The organism is Pseudomonas sp. B1(2018) (genome assembly GCF_003097365.1).
Classification (GTDB): domain Bacteria; phylum Pseudomonadota; class Gammaproteobacteria; order Pseudomonadales; family Pseudomonadaceae; genus Aquipseudomonas; species Aquipseudomonas laurylsulfatiphila.
Genome location: NZ_PYUK01000004.1, coordinates 284,565 through 298,211, shown reverse-complemented (window position 1 = coordinate 298,211; position 13,647 = coordinate 284,565). Strand labels below are relative to the sequence as shown.

The 13,647-nt window shown below is 60.5% G+C and carries 14 protein-coding genes; 8 read left to right on the top strand and 6 right to left on the bottom strand.

Annotated elements, in window-relative coordinates; all coding sequences use genetic code 11:
* Positions 1 to 52 precede the first annotated feature (52 nt).
* Together C9422_RS08445 and C9422_RS08440 are read left to right on the top strand one after the other, a co-directional pair.
* On the top strand, positions 53 to 364 hold the full coding sequence (locus tag C9422_RS08445) for a DUF962 domain-containing protein (protein ID WP_116580323.1): 312 nt from the start codon (positions 53 to 55) through the stop codon (positions 362 to 364).
* A 27-nt stretch (positions 365 to 391) separates the two neighbouring features.
* Positions 392 to 982: an HD domain-containing protein gene (locus C9422_RS08440; RefSeq protein ID WP_116580322.1), complete on the top strand. Its 591-nt coding sequence runs from the start codon at positions 392 to 394 to the stop codon at positions 980 to 982.
* A gap of 146 nt (positions 983 to 1,128) precedes the next feature.
* On the opposite strand, the gene C9422_RS08435 is transcribed toward C9422_RS08440, so the two are convergent.
* Positions 1,129 to 1,944: a UDP-2,3-diacylglucosamine diphosphatase gene (locus C9422_RS08435; protein WP_007984154.1), complete on the bottom strand. Its 816-nt coding sequence runs from the start codon at positions 1,942 to 1,944 to the stop codon at positions 1,129 to 1,131.
* Between the two features lie 134 nt (positions 1,945 to 2,078).
* On the opposite strand from C9422_RS08435, the gene C9422_RS08430 reads away from it, so the two are divergent.
* Both C9422_RS08430 and C9422_RS08425 read left to right on the top strand, forming a co-directional pair.
* Positions 2,079 to 2,843, top strand: a complete 765-nt coding sequence (locus tag C9422_RS08430; RefSeq protein WP_116580321.1) for an AraC family transcriptional regulator — start codon at positions 2,079 to 2,081, stop codon at positions 2,841 to 2,843.
* 71 nt (positions 2,844 to 2,914) lie between these two features.
* Positions 2,915 to 3,808, top strand: coding sequence for a DMT family transporter (locus C9422_RS08425; protein ID WP_116580320.1), 894 nt, complete (start codon positions 2,915 to 2,917; stop codon positions 3,806 to 3,808).
* On the opposite strand, the gene C9422_RS08420 is transcribed toward C9422_RS08425, so the two are convergent.
* The 4 genes from C9422_RS08420 to recQ all read right to left on the bottom strand — a co-directional run bounded on the left by C9422_RS08420 (position 3,802) and on the right by recQ (position 8,182).
* Positions 3,802 to 4,089, bottom strand: a complete 288-nt coding sequence (locus C9422_RS08420; RefSeq protein ID WP_116580319.1) for a SelT/SelW/SelH family protein — start codon at positions 4,087 to 4,089, stop codon at positions 3,802 to 3,804. The genes C9422_RS08425 and C9422_RS08420 overlap by 7 nt on opposite strands.
* Positions 4,090 to 4,122: 33 nt before the next feature.
* A complete protein-coding gene (locus C9422_RS08415) occupies positions 4,123 to 5,373 on the bottom strand; it encodes a hypothetical protein (protein WP_116580318.1) in 1,251 nt (416 codons plus the stop codon).
* Positions 5,374 to 5,501: 128 nt separating this feature from the next.
* On the bottom strand, positions 5,502 to 5,936 hold the full coding sequence (locus tag C9422_RS08410; protein WP_007975279.1) for a MarR family transcriptional regulator: 435 nt from the start codon (positions 5,934 to 5,936) through the stop codon (positions 5,502 to 5,504).
* Positions 5,937 to 6,055: 119 nt separating this feature from the next.
* Complete coding sequence (gene recQ, locus C9422_RS08405; RefSeq protein ID WP_116580317.1) at positions 6,056 to 8,182, bottom strand: DNA helicase RecQ; 2,127 nt, start codon at positions 8,180 to 8,182, stop codon at positions 6,056 to 6,058.
* A 407-nt stretch (positions 8,183 to 8,589) separates the two neighbouring features.
* Here recQ and C9422_RS08400 point away from each other — a divergent pair, with 407 nt between their 5' ends.
* The 4 genes from C9422_RS08400 to lapD all read left to right on the top strand — a co-directional run bounded on the left by C9422_RS08400 (position 8,590) and on the right by lapD (position 12,477).
* Complete coding sequence (locus tag C9422_RS08400; protein ID WP_007975277.1) at positions 8,590 to 9,177, top strand: YecA family protein; 588 nt, start codon at positions 8,590 to 8,592, stop codon at positions 9,175 to 9,177.
* 10 nt (positions 9,178 to 9,187) lie between these two features.
* Entirely contained in the window at positions 9,188 to 9,583 is a 396-nt protein-coding gene (locus C9422_RS08395; RefSeq protein ID WP_007975274.1) for a YbaN family protein, read from the top strand.
* Between the two features lie 223 nt (positions 9,584 to 9,806).
* Positions 9,807 to 10,514, top strand: a complete 708-nt coding sequence (gene lapG / locus C9422_RS08390) for a cysteine protease LapG (protein ID WP_116580316.1) — start codon at positions 9,807 to 9,809, stop codon at positions 10,512 to 10,514.
* Positions 10,515 to 10,536: 22 nt separating this feature from the next.
* Positions 10,537 to 12,477, top strand: a complete 1,941-nt coding sequence (gene lapD / locus C9422_RS08385) for a cyclic di-GMP receptor LapD (RefSeq protein WP_116580315.1) — start codon at positions 10,537 to 10,539, stop codon at positions 12,475 to 12,477.
* A 57-nt stretch (positions 12,478 to 12,534) separates the two neighbouring features.
* Here lapD and C9422_RS31990 read toward each other — a convergent pair whose 3' ends face one another.
* Positions 12,535 to 13,554 (bottom strand): hypothetical protein, encoded by a 1,020-nt coding sequence (locus C9422_RS31990; protein WP_133249000.1) that lies wholly within the window; start codon positions 13,552 to 13,554, stop codon positions 12,535 to 12,537.
* Positions 13,555 to 13,647: the final 93 nt, after the last annotated feature.

The following is a 13,647-nucleotide window of genomic DNA, read 5'->3' as shown; positions in this document are numbered from 1 at the left end:
GCTACCCGCAGAACAACTTGCAGCCAGAACAATAACCACAGAGATCGCAGTCGTGGAAAACATCAAGCGCTTCAACAGCTTTGCTGAGTTTTACCCTTACTACCTCAGCGAGCACAGCAACAGTAACTGCCGCCGATTGCATTTTATCGGCACGACGCTGGTTATCTTGATACTGGCGCTGACCGTTGGTCGCGGAGCCTGGATGCTGTTGTGGGCCCTGCCTGTAGCGGGTTACAGCTTTGCCTGGGCCGGTCACTTCTTCTTCGAGAAGAACCGCCCGGCAACGTTCCAACACCCCTTCTATAGCCTGCTCGGCGATTTCGTCATGTACCGGGACATGGTGCTGGGGCGCGTTCCGTTCTAGAGAACATCCGTCACAAGAGAGTTGCCTATGAATGCCAATGCCCGCTTCACCCACATGAAGGACGGCACGCAGGAAGACTGGGCGATCATCGCCGCAGACTTCACTGCCTACGCGCGACAACTGCCGACAAGGATTGTGGCGCACCTGAAGTTGCTGGAGGGGGATTTTGGCGGGTTCCCGGTGGATCGCCTGACCCATTCCCTGCAAACCGCCACCCGCGCCTTTCGTGATGGTCGCGACGAGGAATACGTGGTCTGCGCCCTGCTCCATGACATCGGCGACACCCTGGGCTCCTACAACCACCCGGACATCGCCGCAGCGATCCTCAAGCCGTTCGTCAGCGCCGAGAACCTGTGGATGGTGGAAAAGCACGGAATTTTCCAGGGCTACTACTTCTTTCATCACCTGGGCATGGATCGGCATCTGCGTGAGCAGTTCCAGGACCATCCGCAGTACCAGGCGACTGTCGAGTTCTGTGCCAAGTACGATGCGGCGGCGTTTGATCCGGGGTATGACACGCTGCCATTGAGTTTCTTCGAACCGATGATGGAGCGATTGTTTGCGCACCCCAGGAACTCGATCTACAAGGCGGCGATGGAAGAGCACGCGCCGGCCTGACAGATCCAGCGGGACCGCTACGCGGTCCATTCGCGGGCAAGCCCGCTCCCACAGTGGGCGAGGTGAGCACAATACTTGTGGCCGCCAGATAACCCTGTGGGAGCGGGCTTGCCCGCGAAGAGGCCAGCACAAACACCGAATGACTGTCAGGCCAACTCTGCAACCTTGGCCGCCTTCAACTGCGCCTCCCGCGCCTGGGCATCCGCCAGGCGATACAGCTCGATCGAACCATCCCAATGCTCGATCAGCGCCGTGCACGACTCCACCCAGTCGCCGCAATTGAGGTAGTCCACCTCGCCCACCTTGCGAATCTCGGCATGGTGAATGTGCCCGCACACCACGCCGTGCAGCTCGCGTTTGACGCATTCATGGGCGATGGCTTCCTCGAAGTCGCTGATGAAGCTGACCGCGGTTTTCACCTTGTGCTTGAGGTAGGCCGACAGTGACCAGTAGCCGTAGCCATATCGCGCGCGCCAATGATTGAGCCAGCGGTTGAGGGTCAGGGTGAATTCGTAGGCCGAGTCACCGAGAAAGGCCAGCCAGCGATGGTAGCGGGTGATCACATCGAACTGGTCGCCATGGATCACCAGTAGATGCCGGCCGTCGGCGGTGACGTGCACCGCTTCGTCCACCAACTGGATATTGCCCAGGATCAGCTTCGAATAGCGGCGCAGGAACTCGTCGTGGTTGCCGGTGACGTAGATCACCTCGGTGCCACGTTTGCTCATGGTCAACAGGCGACGAATCACGTTGGTGTGCGCCTGCGGCCAGTACATGCCGCCGCGCAGTTTCCAGCCGTCGATGATGTCGCCGACCAGGTAGATTCTGTCCGCGTGGTAGCTCTTGAGAAACTGCGACAGGTGTTCAGCCTGGCAATCCCGGGTGCCCAAATGCACGTCGGAAATCCATAGCGTCCGTACGCGTTGCTTACGGGTGGGTTTGGCGAGCTCGGCGCTGGTCATGGGCAACCCTCTGGCAAGTTTTGCCAAGTCTGCCCCGGCCCGGTTAATGGTCCATGACAGCGTCAAGTCAGTCCTGTGACAACGCTAGTGGGCCCGCTCGGTGTAGACTGACGCCCTGAACCGGGAGACCCGCGATGAGACCGATCCTCACGCTCCGCCAATACAGCCACGACCTGATCGTCCACAGCCATGAACACGCGCAATTGGTGTTCGGGCTTTCGGGCGCCCTGGATTTCGAGGTCGACGGCCGCGGCAGCCAGGTGGTCCAGCAGAGTTTCGTGGTGGTGCCCTCCGGTGCGCATCACGCGTGTGGCAGCGCCAATGGCAGTCGCTGCCTGGTGTTGGATGTGCCCAGCGAACAATGGGTTTCGCAGTCGTTGGGTGATCACGCCGAGTCCAGCCGACGCTTGCTCGACAACGCCGGCCGCCTGCCCCTGGACGCGGGACAAAGTCAATTGGTCAGCTGGCTGGCGAACAGTCCGGTCGAGGATCCGCTGATCGCACAACAAGGTGCAGTGCTGTTGCTGGCCAGCCTGAACAACGCCAGGCCCGACACCGTCGGCGGTCGGCGCCTGCCCTATGCCGCGCTGAATGCACACATCGATCAGTACGCGGCGTACCCGCTGCAGGTGGCCGACCTGGCCCGGGTGGCCGGCCTCTCCAGTGCCCGTCTGCATGCGCGGTTCGTGGCTGAATGCGGGCAGACGCCGATGGACTACATCCGCAGTCGACGCCTGCACATCGCGGTGGGCATGCTGCGCAACTCGGCGCTGCCCATCGGCGAGATTGCCAGCCGCGTCGGCTACAGCTCCCAGAGTGCCTTCGCAGCGGCAGTGCTGCGCGAATTCGGGGCATCGCCCGGAAAACTGCGGCGCGAGGCTGGCGACAAAAAACGCTAGTCTGCCGACAGACTTGACGGGCCATTACGCGCTTCAATGAGGCCTCTGTTCGTTTGTCATCAAGGATTGCAATGACTCCCCGTACCGCACTTGGCGCCTTGCATATCGGCGCATTGATGTTCGGCCTGACCGGCGTGTTCGGCAAACTGGCTGCCGCATCACCGGCGATCATCGTGTTCGGCCGTGCCGCTTTTGCCGTGCTCGCACTGGCGTTTTTTGCACGGTTCGCCAGCCAGACACGCTGGCAGAAACTCGAGGCCGTGGACTGGCGCCGGCTGCTGCTCAGCGGCTTGTTGCTCGCCGGGCACTGGGTGAGTTTCTTCATTGCGGTGAAAGTCGCAGGCGTGGCGATTGCAACGCTCGGCTTCGCCAGTTTCCCGGCCTTTACCGTGATTCTCGAAGGGCTGATCTTCCGCGAGCGCATTCGCGCCAATGAAATTGTGCTGGTGCTGCTGGTGAGTGTCGGCCTGGTGCTGGTCACGCCTGATTTTGACCTGGCCAGCGGCGCTACCACGGGCCTGCTGTGGGCTGTGGGTTCCGGCTTGTTGTTCGCCCTGCTGTCGCTGACCAACCGTGCCAGCTCCGGGCGCGTCCCGCCCGTGCAGGCGGCGCTGTGCCAGAACGTGGTGGTTGCCCTGTGCCTGCTGCCGGTGGCGGCGCCTCAATTGAGCGAAGTACGCGCCATCGACTGGCTGTGGATCGGCCTGCTCGGTGTGTTCTGTACCGGTGTCGCCCACAGTCTGTTTGTCGCCAGCCTGGCGGTGATCAAGGCACGCACCGCCGCCGTGGTGTTCGCCTTGGAGCCGGTCTATGGCATCACCGTCGCCTGGCTGCTGTTCAACGAAAACCCGACCCTGCGCATGTTGCTGGGAGGTGCGTTGATCATTGTGGCAATAGTGGTATCCAGCAGGCTCTCAGGCAGTTCGAGCAAGAAGGCCGTTACCGCCGAGGTGGCGTCTCACTGAGTGCGGTCGTTGTGTCCCAGGTCGCGGTCCGGGTCGATCCGGTCGCGGACCCGCTGCTTGAGCACTTTGGCTTCAGGGAAGCCACCGTCCGCCTTGCGCTCCCAGATCTGCGCGGCGTCACAGAAAATATGGAAGACCCCGCCGGTGCCCGGCACCAGGGAAACTTTACCCAGGTCGTCACCAAAGGTGCTGAGCAGTTCCTGGGCCAGCCAGGCGGCACGCAACAGCCACTGGCATTGCGTGCAATAGGTGATGACGATTTCCGGTTTGTGGGCGGTCATGATGGGGCTTGACTCCAGAGTTTGACGACGCCGCTATGATAGCCCGGCCGGTGACTGTCGAGTCGGCTGATCAGGTGGTGTCTCCAACCCGAACGCAGGCTCGATCATGGCCAAAGCCACTGGTTGCCTGGTCTCGCCTGGGCTGATCACGTCCCAACTCGACGCCATGGACAGCTCCTCCAGGTTGAGCCGGTACTCATCGTCAATGGCGGATTCGCCGGACATCGCCAAACCCGGAGCCGCCACGGCAGCAGCGACCGGGATGGTGTGACGGTTATCGACCCACTCAAGTTCATCATTGGCTGGCACCCCGTCGCGCTGCGCAGTGGGCCATTGCGTGACGGGCGGCCAGATCACTGGCTCGGTAAAAAACTCAGCCGACGGCTCATGTGGCGACGGCAGAGCCTCTGAATCTGTGGCCTGATGTTGCTGGCGCCGACGGCGAACAAACCAGCCCAGCGCCAGCAACCCCATCAGCGCTGACACACCGGCAATCTGCAACCAGCCAACCCCGGAAGTTTGAGCAATGGCGGGGATCGGTGCCACTGCATCAGAAACCATGGGTTGCGCCTTAACCTTCTTGAGCTCATCCAGCTGGGTTTGCAGCTCGGCCAACTGCTGTTTCTGGCCGTCGATCAGCTCATCCTGGTTTTGCAGCTTCGCATTGAGGTCATCGACAGTGGATTGCAGCTGGTGGTTTTGCAGGGTGCTGGCAGCCAGTTGTTCCACGGCGGGATCGACCAAGGAGACGTCAGTTGCTGGCGTCGTCCTTGCCACGGGGGGCGGCGTTTCGACCGGTTGAACCCTGGGGAATGCAGACGCCGGGGAACGGAAAACCGGTTCATCGGGGGCGGCAACAATGCCTGGCGACCCCGGTGGATCGATCAGCACCGTGTACTCGCGCAATAAGCGCGCGCCGGGCTGATTGAGCTGCACGAGGAAATTCAGGAAGGGTTCACTGACCGGTTTGCTGGATGTCACCTGGATCACGCTGCGCTTGCCGCGCAGGACCGGGGTGAATTTCAGATTGTCGAGGAAAAAGACCCGGTCGACCCCGGCACGGCTGAACGCGTCTGCCGTTGCCAGGCTCACCGACAGCTCGCCCTCCTCCAGGCCAGCCGCATCCACCAGGGCGATATCGGCACGCAGCGGTTGATTCAGCGCCGAATGCAGGGTGATTTCACCCAGGCCCAGCGCCGGAGCCCATGCCGAGTAAGTGATCGCCGCCCCAGCCAGCAACCCCTGTGAACAACCGCGCACAACCAACCGCCAACACTTGAGCATGAGCATCCTTGAGATCTACAAAAATTACCGGTACGCGTTCGTACATCCGTTACGAACACGATATTGCCGAGTAGTTCTTATAGTCTGCGCAATGCGGTCTCTCAAAAAGCCTGGCAGTCGGTTATGCCTCAGGACTTTTCAAGGTTGCCCAGGATATGCCCGTGAACTCGCATGCACACCTTCAAATCCGCCTCATCGACGCCTTCGAACAGTTCGTGACGCAGTTGCGTGGCAATGGTTTCAATTTGTTCGATCAGGGGAAGCGCCGGGGCGCAGAGCACGATTTTCTTCGCACGACGGTCTTCCAGCACAGCCTGGCGTTGCACCAGACCCTGGCTTTCCAGACTGTCGAGCAAACGGGCCAGGGTCGGGCCTTCAACGCCAACGCTTTGTGCCAGCTCCCGCTGGGTCGGAGCTTCTTCGAAACGGGCCAGGTGCAGCAGCACCAGCCAGCGCGCCTGGGACAAGCCCATGCCCGCCAGACGGCGGTCCAGTTCGGCACGCCAGCCACGGGACATCTGGGCCAATTGCATGCCAAAGCGGTGTTGATCGGTTAACGGCATAAAACACTCATGATTAGACTGAAATAAATAAAAACTAATTATTAGTCAGCTAAGCATGAGCCTCGATCCGAGGCAAGGCTTGATCTGTACTGAATCGTTACATCAGCACTACGGATGTCTCAAATCTCGAATTCCGACTGCAAGGCAGCGCGAACACAGTACAAAACCCCTTCCGGTACCCGGCCCGCGAACAGCGCGGCGATCTCGGAAACCGGCGGCAATTCGCCTTCGCCGTCGAGGAAGGCGTCCTGGACTTCGCCCATCAGGTCCTCAGGCAGATCCAGCGCCTGCTCCAGCGACAACTGCTGCTTGCCGATCGCTTCGGCCAGCATGGTGTAGACGTTCTTTTCCGAGCACTGCAACTGACCGGCGATCTGCACCGGTGTCATACCGGCCCGCGCCAGCGTGATCAGTTCGTGACGTACGTCGGCCACCGGTTTCGGCGCCTCGACCTGGCCGCCGAGGACTTCGAGGAAGGCCTCGCCGTAACGCTCCAGCTTGCGCGCGCCGACGCCGCTGACCCTGGCCATTTCCGCCAGCGAGGTCGGCTGGCTGCGCAGCATTTCGAGCAAGGTCGAGTCGGGGAAGATGACATACGGCGGCACGCCATGTTCTTCGGCGAGCTTGCGTCGCAGGGCGCGCAGGGCTTCCCACTGTTCGCGCTCCTCGCCCCGAACCAGTTGGCTCGCCTGGCTCTTGCTGCTTTTCGCCACGGTTTGCGCCTTGAGATCGCGACGCAGCTCCAGGGTCACTTCACCCTTGAGCAGCGGCCGGCAACTGTCGCTCAGGCGCAAGCCACCGTAGCCTTCGAGGTCGATGTCGGCCAGACCACGGGCCACCAGTTGGCGGAACAACGAGCGCCATTCGCCCTCAGCCATCACCTTGCCGACACCAAACACCGAAAGATGCTGATGGCCGAAGTTACGGACCTTTTCGTTGTCCTTGCCCAGCAATACATCCACCAGGTGCCCGACGCCGTAGCGCTGACCGGTGCGGTAGATCGCCGAAAGCGCCTGCCGCGCGGGCTCGGTGGCATCCCAGGTCTGCACGCCGTCGACGCAGTTGTCGCAATGACCGCAAGGCTGGGGCATGTCCTCGTCGAAGTAGGCCAGCAGCGTTTGCCGACGGCAGCGGGTTTCTTCGCACAGGGAAAGCATGGCGTCGAGCTTGTGCTGCTCCAGGCGTTTGTGGCGCTCGTCGCCTTCGGAGTTCTGCAGCATCTGCTTGAGCATCACCACGTCTTGCAGGCCGTAGGCCATCCAGGCGTCTGCCGGCAGGCCATCACGGCCGCCACGGCCGGTTTCCTGGTAGTAGGCTTCCAGGGATTTCGGCAAATCGAGATGCGCGACAAAACGCACGTTGGGCTTGTCGATGCCCATGCCGAACGCCACGGTGGCAACCATGATCAGACCTTCTTCGTTGAGGAAGCGCTTCTGATGGTAAGCCCGCAAATCGTTGGGCAGACCGGCGTGGTACGGCAGCGCCGGAAAACCCTGCTCGCTGAGGAACGCGGCGACTTCCTCGACTTTCTTGCGCGACAGGCAATACACGATGCCGGCATCGCTGCGCCGTTCGGCAAGGAACGCCAGCAACTGCTTGCGCGGTTGCTCCTTGGGCACGATGCGATAAAAGATGTTCGGTCGGTCGAAGCTCGACAGGAAGCGCTCGGCGTCTTGCAGGTGCAGCCGGGTGACGATTTCTTCCCGGGTGCGTTTGTCGGCCGTGGCGGTCAGGGCGATGCGCGGCACGTCGGGGAACATCTCCGCCAACTGGCCCAGTTGCAGGTATTCCGGACGGAAGTCATGCCCCCATTGCGACACACAGTGCGCTTCGTCGATGGCGAACAGGGAAATGTTCAGTCCCTGCAGAAATGACAGCATTCGCGGCTGGACCAGACGCTCCGGCGCCAGATAGAGCATTTTCACTTCACCGCGGCGGATGCGGGCGGCGAGGTCGCGCTGCTGCTCGGCGCTGAGGGTGGAGTTCAACGCGGCGGCGGCCACGCCCAGCTCTTCGAGGGTGGCGACCTGGTCGTCCATCAGTGCGATCAGCGGCGAGACCACCACGGCCAGGCCTTCGCGCAGCAAAGCCGGAACCTGGAAACACAATGACTTGCCGCCACCGGTAGGCATCAGGACCAGGGCATCGCCACCGCTGGCCACGCGCTCAATGATTGCACCCTGGCGGCCACGGAAACTGTCGTAGCCGAAGATGTCCTTGAGGACGCGTTGAGCCTGTTCGAGCATAGAAACTCCAAAAATCACCGAAACATCCCTGCAAGGCTGGTTCAGAACCCGCGATGCTGCACCGACAAATCGTAAGTGCGCATTGCATGACGCTTCACATTTCAGCCGTGAAGCCAGCAGGGCATCACAAAACGCGCGAGTATACCCGAGCCCCGGCAGGCATTGGGCACCGCTGATAAGAGGGAATGGACATGATTCCTGTAGGAGCTGCCGAAGGCTCGGTCCGCGCTCGGGCGATCTTTTGATCTTGTCTTTAAAAAGAAAAATCAAAAGATCGCCCGAGCGCGGACCGAGCCTTCGGCAGCTCCTACGGGGAGAGACCATGGGCAAATATGCCGTGCGGCTGGCCCAAGCGCTCAAGAAGGCCTAGAATTCCCGCATCGAACATTCCCCAAGGTAGTCCTTTAATGTCCTTCGCTGAGCAACTAACCCGCCTGCAAGTCTTCCTCGACGCTGATGAACTGCATGACGAGGCGCTGGACTACGTGGCCGCCCACGGCTACCTCACTGCGCTGTCGATCTGTTCCGAAGTGGTCCCGGACCGTGAATGGATCGACGCACTGTTCGCCGAAGAGCCGCATTACAGTGGCGAAGCCCAGCGCGAAGAGATCGAAGCCACGCTGATCGGCCTCAAGGCCCACATCGCCCGCCAACTGGCCTCCGACGAGGAGTTCGAGTTGCCGTGCGACCTGGACCTGGGCGACGACCCGGACGATTCCGAACTGCGCGGCTGGTGCATCGGCTTCATGGAGGGCGTGTTCCTGCGCGAAGAAGCCTGGTTTGAAACCGCCGAAGACGAAGTCAGCGAAATGCTGCTGCCGATCATGGTCGGTTCGGGCCTGTTCGACGAGCAACCGGAGTTCTCCGACATTGCCGCCGACGCCAACCTGATGGACGACATGATCGTGCAGATCCCGGAAGCCCTGACCGCGCTGTACCTGCTGTGCAACGCGCCAGACGAAAAACCGGCGATTCTCAAACCCCGTCACCACTAAGGTTCTGCCTATGGACAACCCCATAGGCAACCGCCCCCTGATGTTGCGCTACGTGCTGCTGGCCATCGGCTGGCTGAGCGTAGCGTTGGGGGTCATCGGGATTTTCCTGCCGGTATTGCCCACCACCCCCTTCCTGCTGCTGGCGGCCGCCTGTTTTGCCCGCAGTTCGCCGCGCTTCTATCAATGGCTGGTCGAGCATCCGCGGCTGGGTCCGTGGATTCGCGATTACCTCGACGGCAACGGCATTCCGCTCAAGGGCAAGGTTTACGCCATCGGCCTGATGTGGGCGAGCATCCTGTTCTCCTGCTATCTGGTGCCGCTGCCTTGGGCACGGGGATTCATGCTGACCAGTGCGGTGCTGGTGACGATCTATATCCTCAGGCAAAAAACCCTGCGCAAATCCTGAAGTCTTGTGGCGAGGGAGCTTGCTCCCGCTGGGTTGCGAAGCGACCCCCAAACCATTCGATCCAGGTTCCCCTGGTACACCGCGCTCACCTGTTCTGCGACTGCTGCGCAGCCGAGCGGGAGCAAGCTCCCTCGCCACAGGTGCTGTAGGCAACCCGACGACCTGCCCTCCCCCTGCACAATCTCCACCTAAACTCCACGAACCTACACTCGAGCAGCCAGACATGGCCCGCAGTCTGCGTAGTCCAGGATGGCCAGCGCTCCGACTTCGGCTCGGCGGCTGGTTGCTGCTGGCCGGTTTGCTACTGACCGTTTTCAGTGGCGTCCGGGCCGACTGGGATTTTGCGCAGATCCTGCAAACCGTGGAAAAACGCTACGGCCCGCTGGGACCGGCACGGAACCGGATCGAGGCGTGGAGTCAGATGCTGCAAAGTGCACGCGGTGCACCCGAACGTGAGCAGCTCAACGCGGTGAACCGCTTCTTCAATCAGCAGTTGAATTTCCAGGATGACACGCGCATCTGGCAACAGACCGATTACTGGGCCACGCCCGTCGAAGCCCTGATCAAGGGTGCCGCCGATTGCGAAGACTACGCGCTGGCGAAGTATTTCAGCCTGCGCCGACTCGGTTTTCCCAGCGAAAAACTGCGCATCACCTACGTCAAGGCTCTGAGCCAGAACCAGGCGCACATGGTGCTGACGTTCTACAGCGCTCCCACGGCCGATCCACTGGTGCTGGACAACCTGATCGGCGATATCCGCCCCGCCTCCCAACGCAAAGACTTGCTGCCGGTGTACGCCTTCAACGCCGAAGGCCTGTACCTGCCGGGCAAGAACGGCGGGCAACGCAGCAGCGACTCGAAGAAGCTGTCGCGCTGGCAGGACGTGTTGAAAAAGATGCAGAGCGAAGGGTTCGACATCGGCGACGGCTAACCGCCATGGCAAGGAGCGAGACATGACACTGCGTAAACAGCTGTTCCTGGCCATCTGCCTGTTCCTGCTGGTGGCGTTCAGCGGCAGTTTTTTTTCCAGCCTCGAAAGCTCCCGCGAGCAAACGCTCAGTCAGCTGCGTGCCCACGCCCAGGACGCGGCCACCGCGCTGGGGCTGTCGCTGACGGCACAGGTCGATGACCCGGCAATGATGGAGCTGATGGTCAGTTCGATTTTCGACAGCGGCTATTTCAACAGCATCCGCGTGATCAGGCTCAAGGATCAACAAACCCTGGTAGAGCGCAGCACTCCGACAAAAATCGACGGCGTGCCTGACTGGTTCGTCAACCTGGTCAACCTGCGCCCGGAAGGTGGCGACGCCTTGGTCATGCGCGGCTGGGAACAGCTGGCGCGGGTCGAAGTGCTGAGCAATCCGCAATTCGCCCTGGCCAAGCTCTGGGACAGCACCCTCGGCAGCCTGATCTGGTTGCTGTTATGCGGGTTGCTCAGTGCGGTGATTGGAGGATGGATGCTGCGCAGGCAATTCCGCCCGCTCGACAGCATGGTCCGACAAGCCGAAGCCATCAGTAAACGCGAGTTTCTCAGCCTGCCCAACCTGCCACGCACACCGGAGCTGAAACGGGTAGTGCTGGCCATGAACCAGATGGTCGAAAAGCTCAAGGCGCTATTTGTCGAAGAGGCTGCACGCAGCGAAAAACTGCGGGCCGAATCCTATCTGGACAGCCTTACCGGCCTGGCCAACCGGCGCCTGCTCGACGAACAACTGGCCGACCACTTGAGAGTGTGCGAACAGAGCCGCGATGGCCATCTGCTGATGTTGCGGATCAATGACCTGAACGGGCTCAACCAGCGACTGGGGGGCCAACGAACGGACGCACTGATCAGCGCCGCCGGCGAACTGCTCAGACGCCTGACTCAATTGCCGGAACGTCGCACCTGGCTGGCGGCGCGCAATCGCGGTGGGGAGTTCAGCCTGCTGACGCCGGGTCTGGACGCCGAAAGCGCCGCGCGCCTGGCCGCCGATGTCAGCATCAGCCTGGAAAACCTGCGCCTGACCGGCGCCAGCGATTGCATGCCCGTCGCCCATCTGGGCGTTGTCGCCTATCGCCCCGGAGAGCCGATGGGCAACGTACTGCTGCGCCTTGATCAGGCATTGACCGAATCCCGGCAGCGTCCCGAGCGACCCTGGGTATATCTGGGCCACCATGACACCGCGCCGAATCACTCCCAGCACGACTGGCGCACCTGGATCGACGACGCCTTGACCGAAGGCAAGATGCAGTTGTACTTCCAGCCCGTCGTGCAATGCGCCGACACCCGCCAGGTGCTGCATAACAAAGTGCTGGCACGCCTGCTCGATCCACAGGGCGAAGCGATTGCCGCCGGGCATTTCCTGCCGTGGATCGAGCGTCTCGGCTGGTCCGCACGCTTCGACCTGGCCATGCTCGAAGCCACGCTGGACGAGCTGGTGGTCAACCGCAGGCCCTTGGCACTGAGCCTGTACGGGAGCACCCTGCGCGATCCGGTGCAATGGCGAACAATCCTCGACCTGCTCGACTCCCTTCCGGAGCTGGCACCGCTGCTGACCCTGGAAATCGACGAGCGCCAGTTGCCCTCCCCCGAAGAACTGCAGCGTTTGAGCCACAGCCTGCTGAACACCGGTTATCGCATCGGCCTGCAACACTTTGGCGGGCGCTTCAGCCAGATCGGCAACCTCACCCAATTGGGGTTGGCGTACCTGAAAATCGATGGGGCGTACATTCGCAACATCGACGAACAGCCTGACAAACGACTGTTCATCGACGCGATCTTTCGCGCAACCCACAGCATTGATTTGCCGTTGATTGCGGAGCAGGTAGAAACCCAAGGGGAGTTGGAGGAGATCAGGGCGCTGGGGGTATTTGGCGTAATGGGGCGTTTGATCGGACCGCCGCAGCCGATGTGAAGTATTTGGGGATGCCCCAATCAACGGAGCCATCCCCAAATGCATCAACTACATGGATTATGGCACCAGCAAACAACGAAAGCTGGTCTGTGTGGCACCAAAAACCTTTCTAATCCTCAATGCAAACTCACCACTCGTTCGTTCTGGGCAAGTTATATCCCAAGTCATACTGCCGTTTGGAAAAGTGAAGCCGGGATCGCTCTTGAAGTAATTTCCATTGAGCTGTCCACCGCCTTTTTCCCAGTATAAATACAATGAATCCAGTGATGGGCCGCCCGGTTTAGCAGCGACACTCAGCGTTCCTGGTGTATCGCCCTTGAACCGTGCTCCGTCAGCAGGAACCTCCACGCCATTCAGCTTGATCGTGGCGTAATCCAAAAGGTTTGAGGAGAACCTGAAGCAGTCCGATACTGTAAGGGGCGTCATCCCTTGCCCCGAAATGATGAGATCAAAAGCGACCTCTCGGGCTTCCGTTACGGCGGTCAGAGACCACTCCTGATCCGTGGTGGGTGTCATCACGAGGGGTCTGCTGGTCACCGGATCGGCCCCGGGCTGTTTGGCTTGCACCTTCAACATCAGTGGAAAGCCTGCGATGGGGCTACCGGGTTTAGCCCGAAAATTGAGGGTTCTGCCTGTGCCCGGCCAAAACTTTTTCGCGTCTGCCGGTATTGGTGTAACGGTACTACCCAATGTAGCGTACCCTTCATCAGACAGGTTGGACGACAGTACCCAACACGGAAACTCATGAATCTGCTCAAACTTCCGGCTAAAAAACACCAGTCTGACACGCCCGCTTACATTATCAGGCTTCAGTTCCCACTCTGCTTTATCGCCGTTCTCTGGCACCCATTTACCGAATTCAGGCGAGGCTCCGATGACCAGTCCTTCGTCACTCACCAACCCCAGATTGATTTGAGTTCCGTTAAGCCAGGGCGCTTGGACGGTTAATTTATTTGACTGCCCGCGACGAAGTCCGATACCTGGCGAGTTCCACGGTACGTTTGCATCATTAATACAAAAAATTGCCTCCTCCCAGGGAGAACTTTTAGTTTTTGAAAAACCAGCTGCAGCCGTCATGATGCCACCTCTTAAAATCTATACATCCAAAAGAAGAAACACCACTCTAAAAAGACATACACATAAGCGTCACTGTCAAAAATACCAGTTACA

Coding starts and splice junctions, on each gene's coding strand:
- C9422_RS08440 (WP_116580322.1), top strand. CDS start 392: ATGAATGCCAATGCCCGCTTCACCCACATGAAGGACGGCACGCAGGAA.
- C9422_RS08435 (WP_007984154.1), bottom strand. CDS start 1,944: ATGACCAGCGCCGAGCTCGCCAAACCCACCCGTAAGCAACGCGTACGG.
- C9422_RS08430 (WP_116580321.1), top strand. CDS start 2,079: ATGAGACCGATCCTCACGCTCCGCCAATACAGCCACGACCTGATCGTC.
- C9422_RS08425 (WP_116580320.1), top strand. CDS start 2,915: ATGACTCCCCGTACCGCACTTGGCGCCTTGCATATCGGCGCATTGATG.
- C9422_RS08420 (WP_116580319.1), bottom strand. CDS start 4,089: ATGACCGCCCACAAACCGGAAATCGTCATCACCTATTGCACGCAATGC.
- C9422_RS08415 (WP_116580318.1), bottom strand. CDS start 5,373: ATGCTCAAGTGTTGGCGGTTGGTTGTGCGCGGTTGTTCACAGGGGTTG.
- C9422_RS08410 (WP_007975279.1), bottom strand. CDS start 5,936: ATGCCGTTAACCGATCAACACCGCTTTGGCATGCAATTGGCCCAGATG.
- recQ (WP_116580317.1), bottom strand. CDS start 8,182: ATGCTCGAACAGGCTCAACGCGTCCTCAAGGACATCTTCGGCTACGAC.
- C9422_RS08400 (WP_007975277.1), top strand. CDS start 8,590: ATGTCCTTCGCTGAGCAACTAACCCGCCTGCAAGTCTTCCTCGACGCT.
- C9422_RS08395 (WP_007975274.1), top strand. CDS start 9,188: ATGGACAACCCCATAGGCAACCGCCCCCTGATGTTGCGCTACGTGCTG.
- lapG (WP_116580316.1), top strand. CDS start 9,807: ATGGCCCGCAGTCTGCGTAGTCCAGGATGGCCAGCGCTCCGACTTCGG.
- lapD (WP_116580315.1), top strand. CDS start 10,537: ATGACACTGCGTAAACAGCTGTTCCTGGCCATCTGCCTGTTCCTGCTG.
- C9422_RS31990 (WP_133249000.1), bottom strand. CDS start 13,554: ATGACGGCTGCAGCTGGTTTTTCAAAAACTAAAAGTTCTCCCTGGGAG.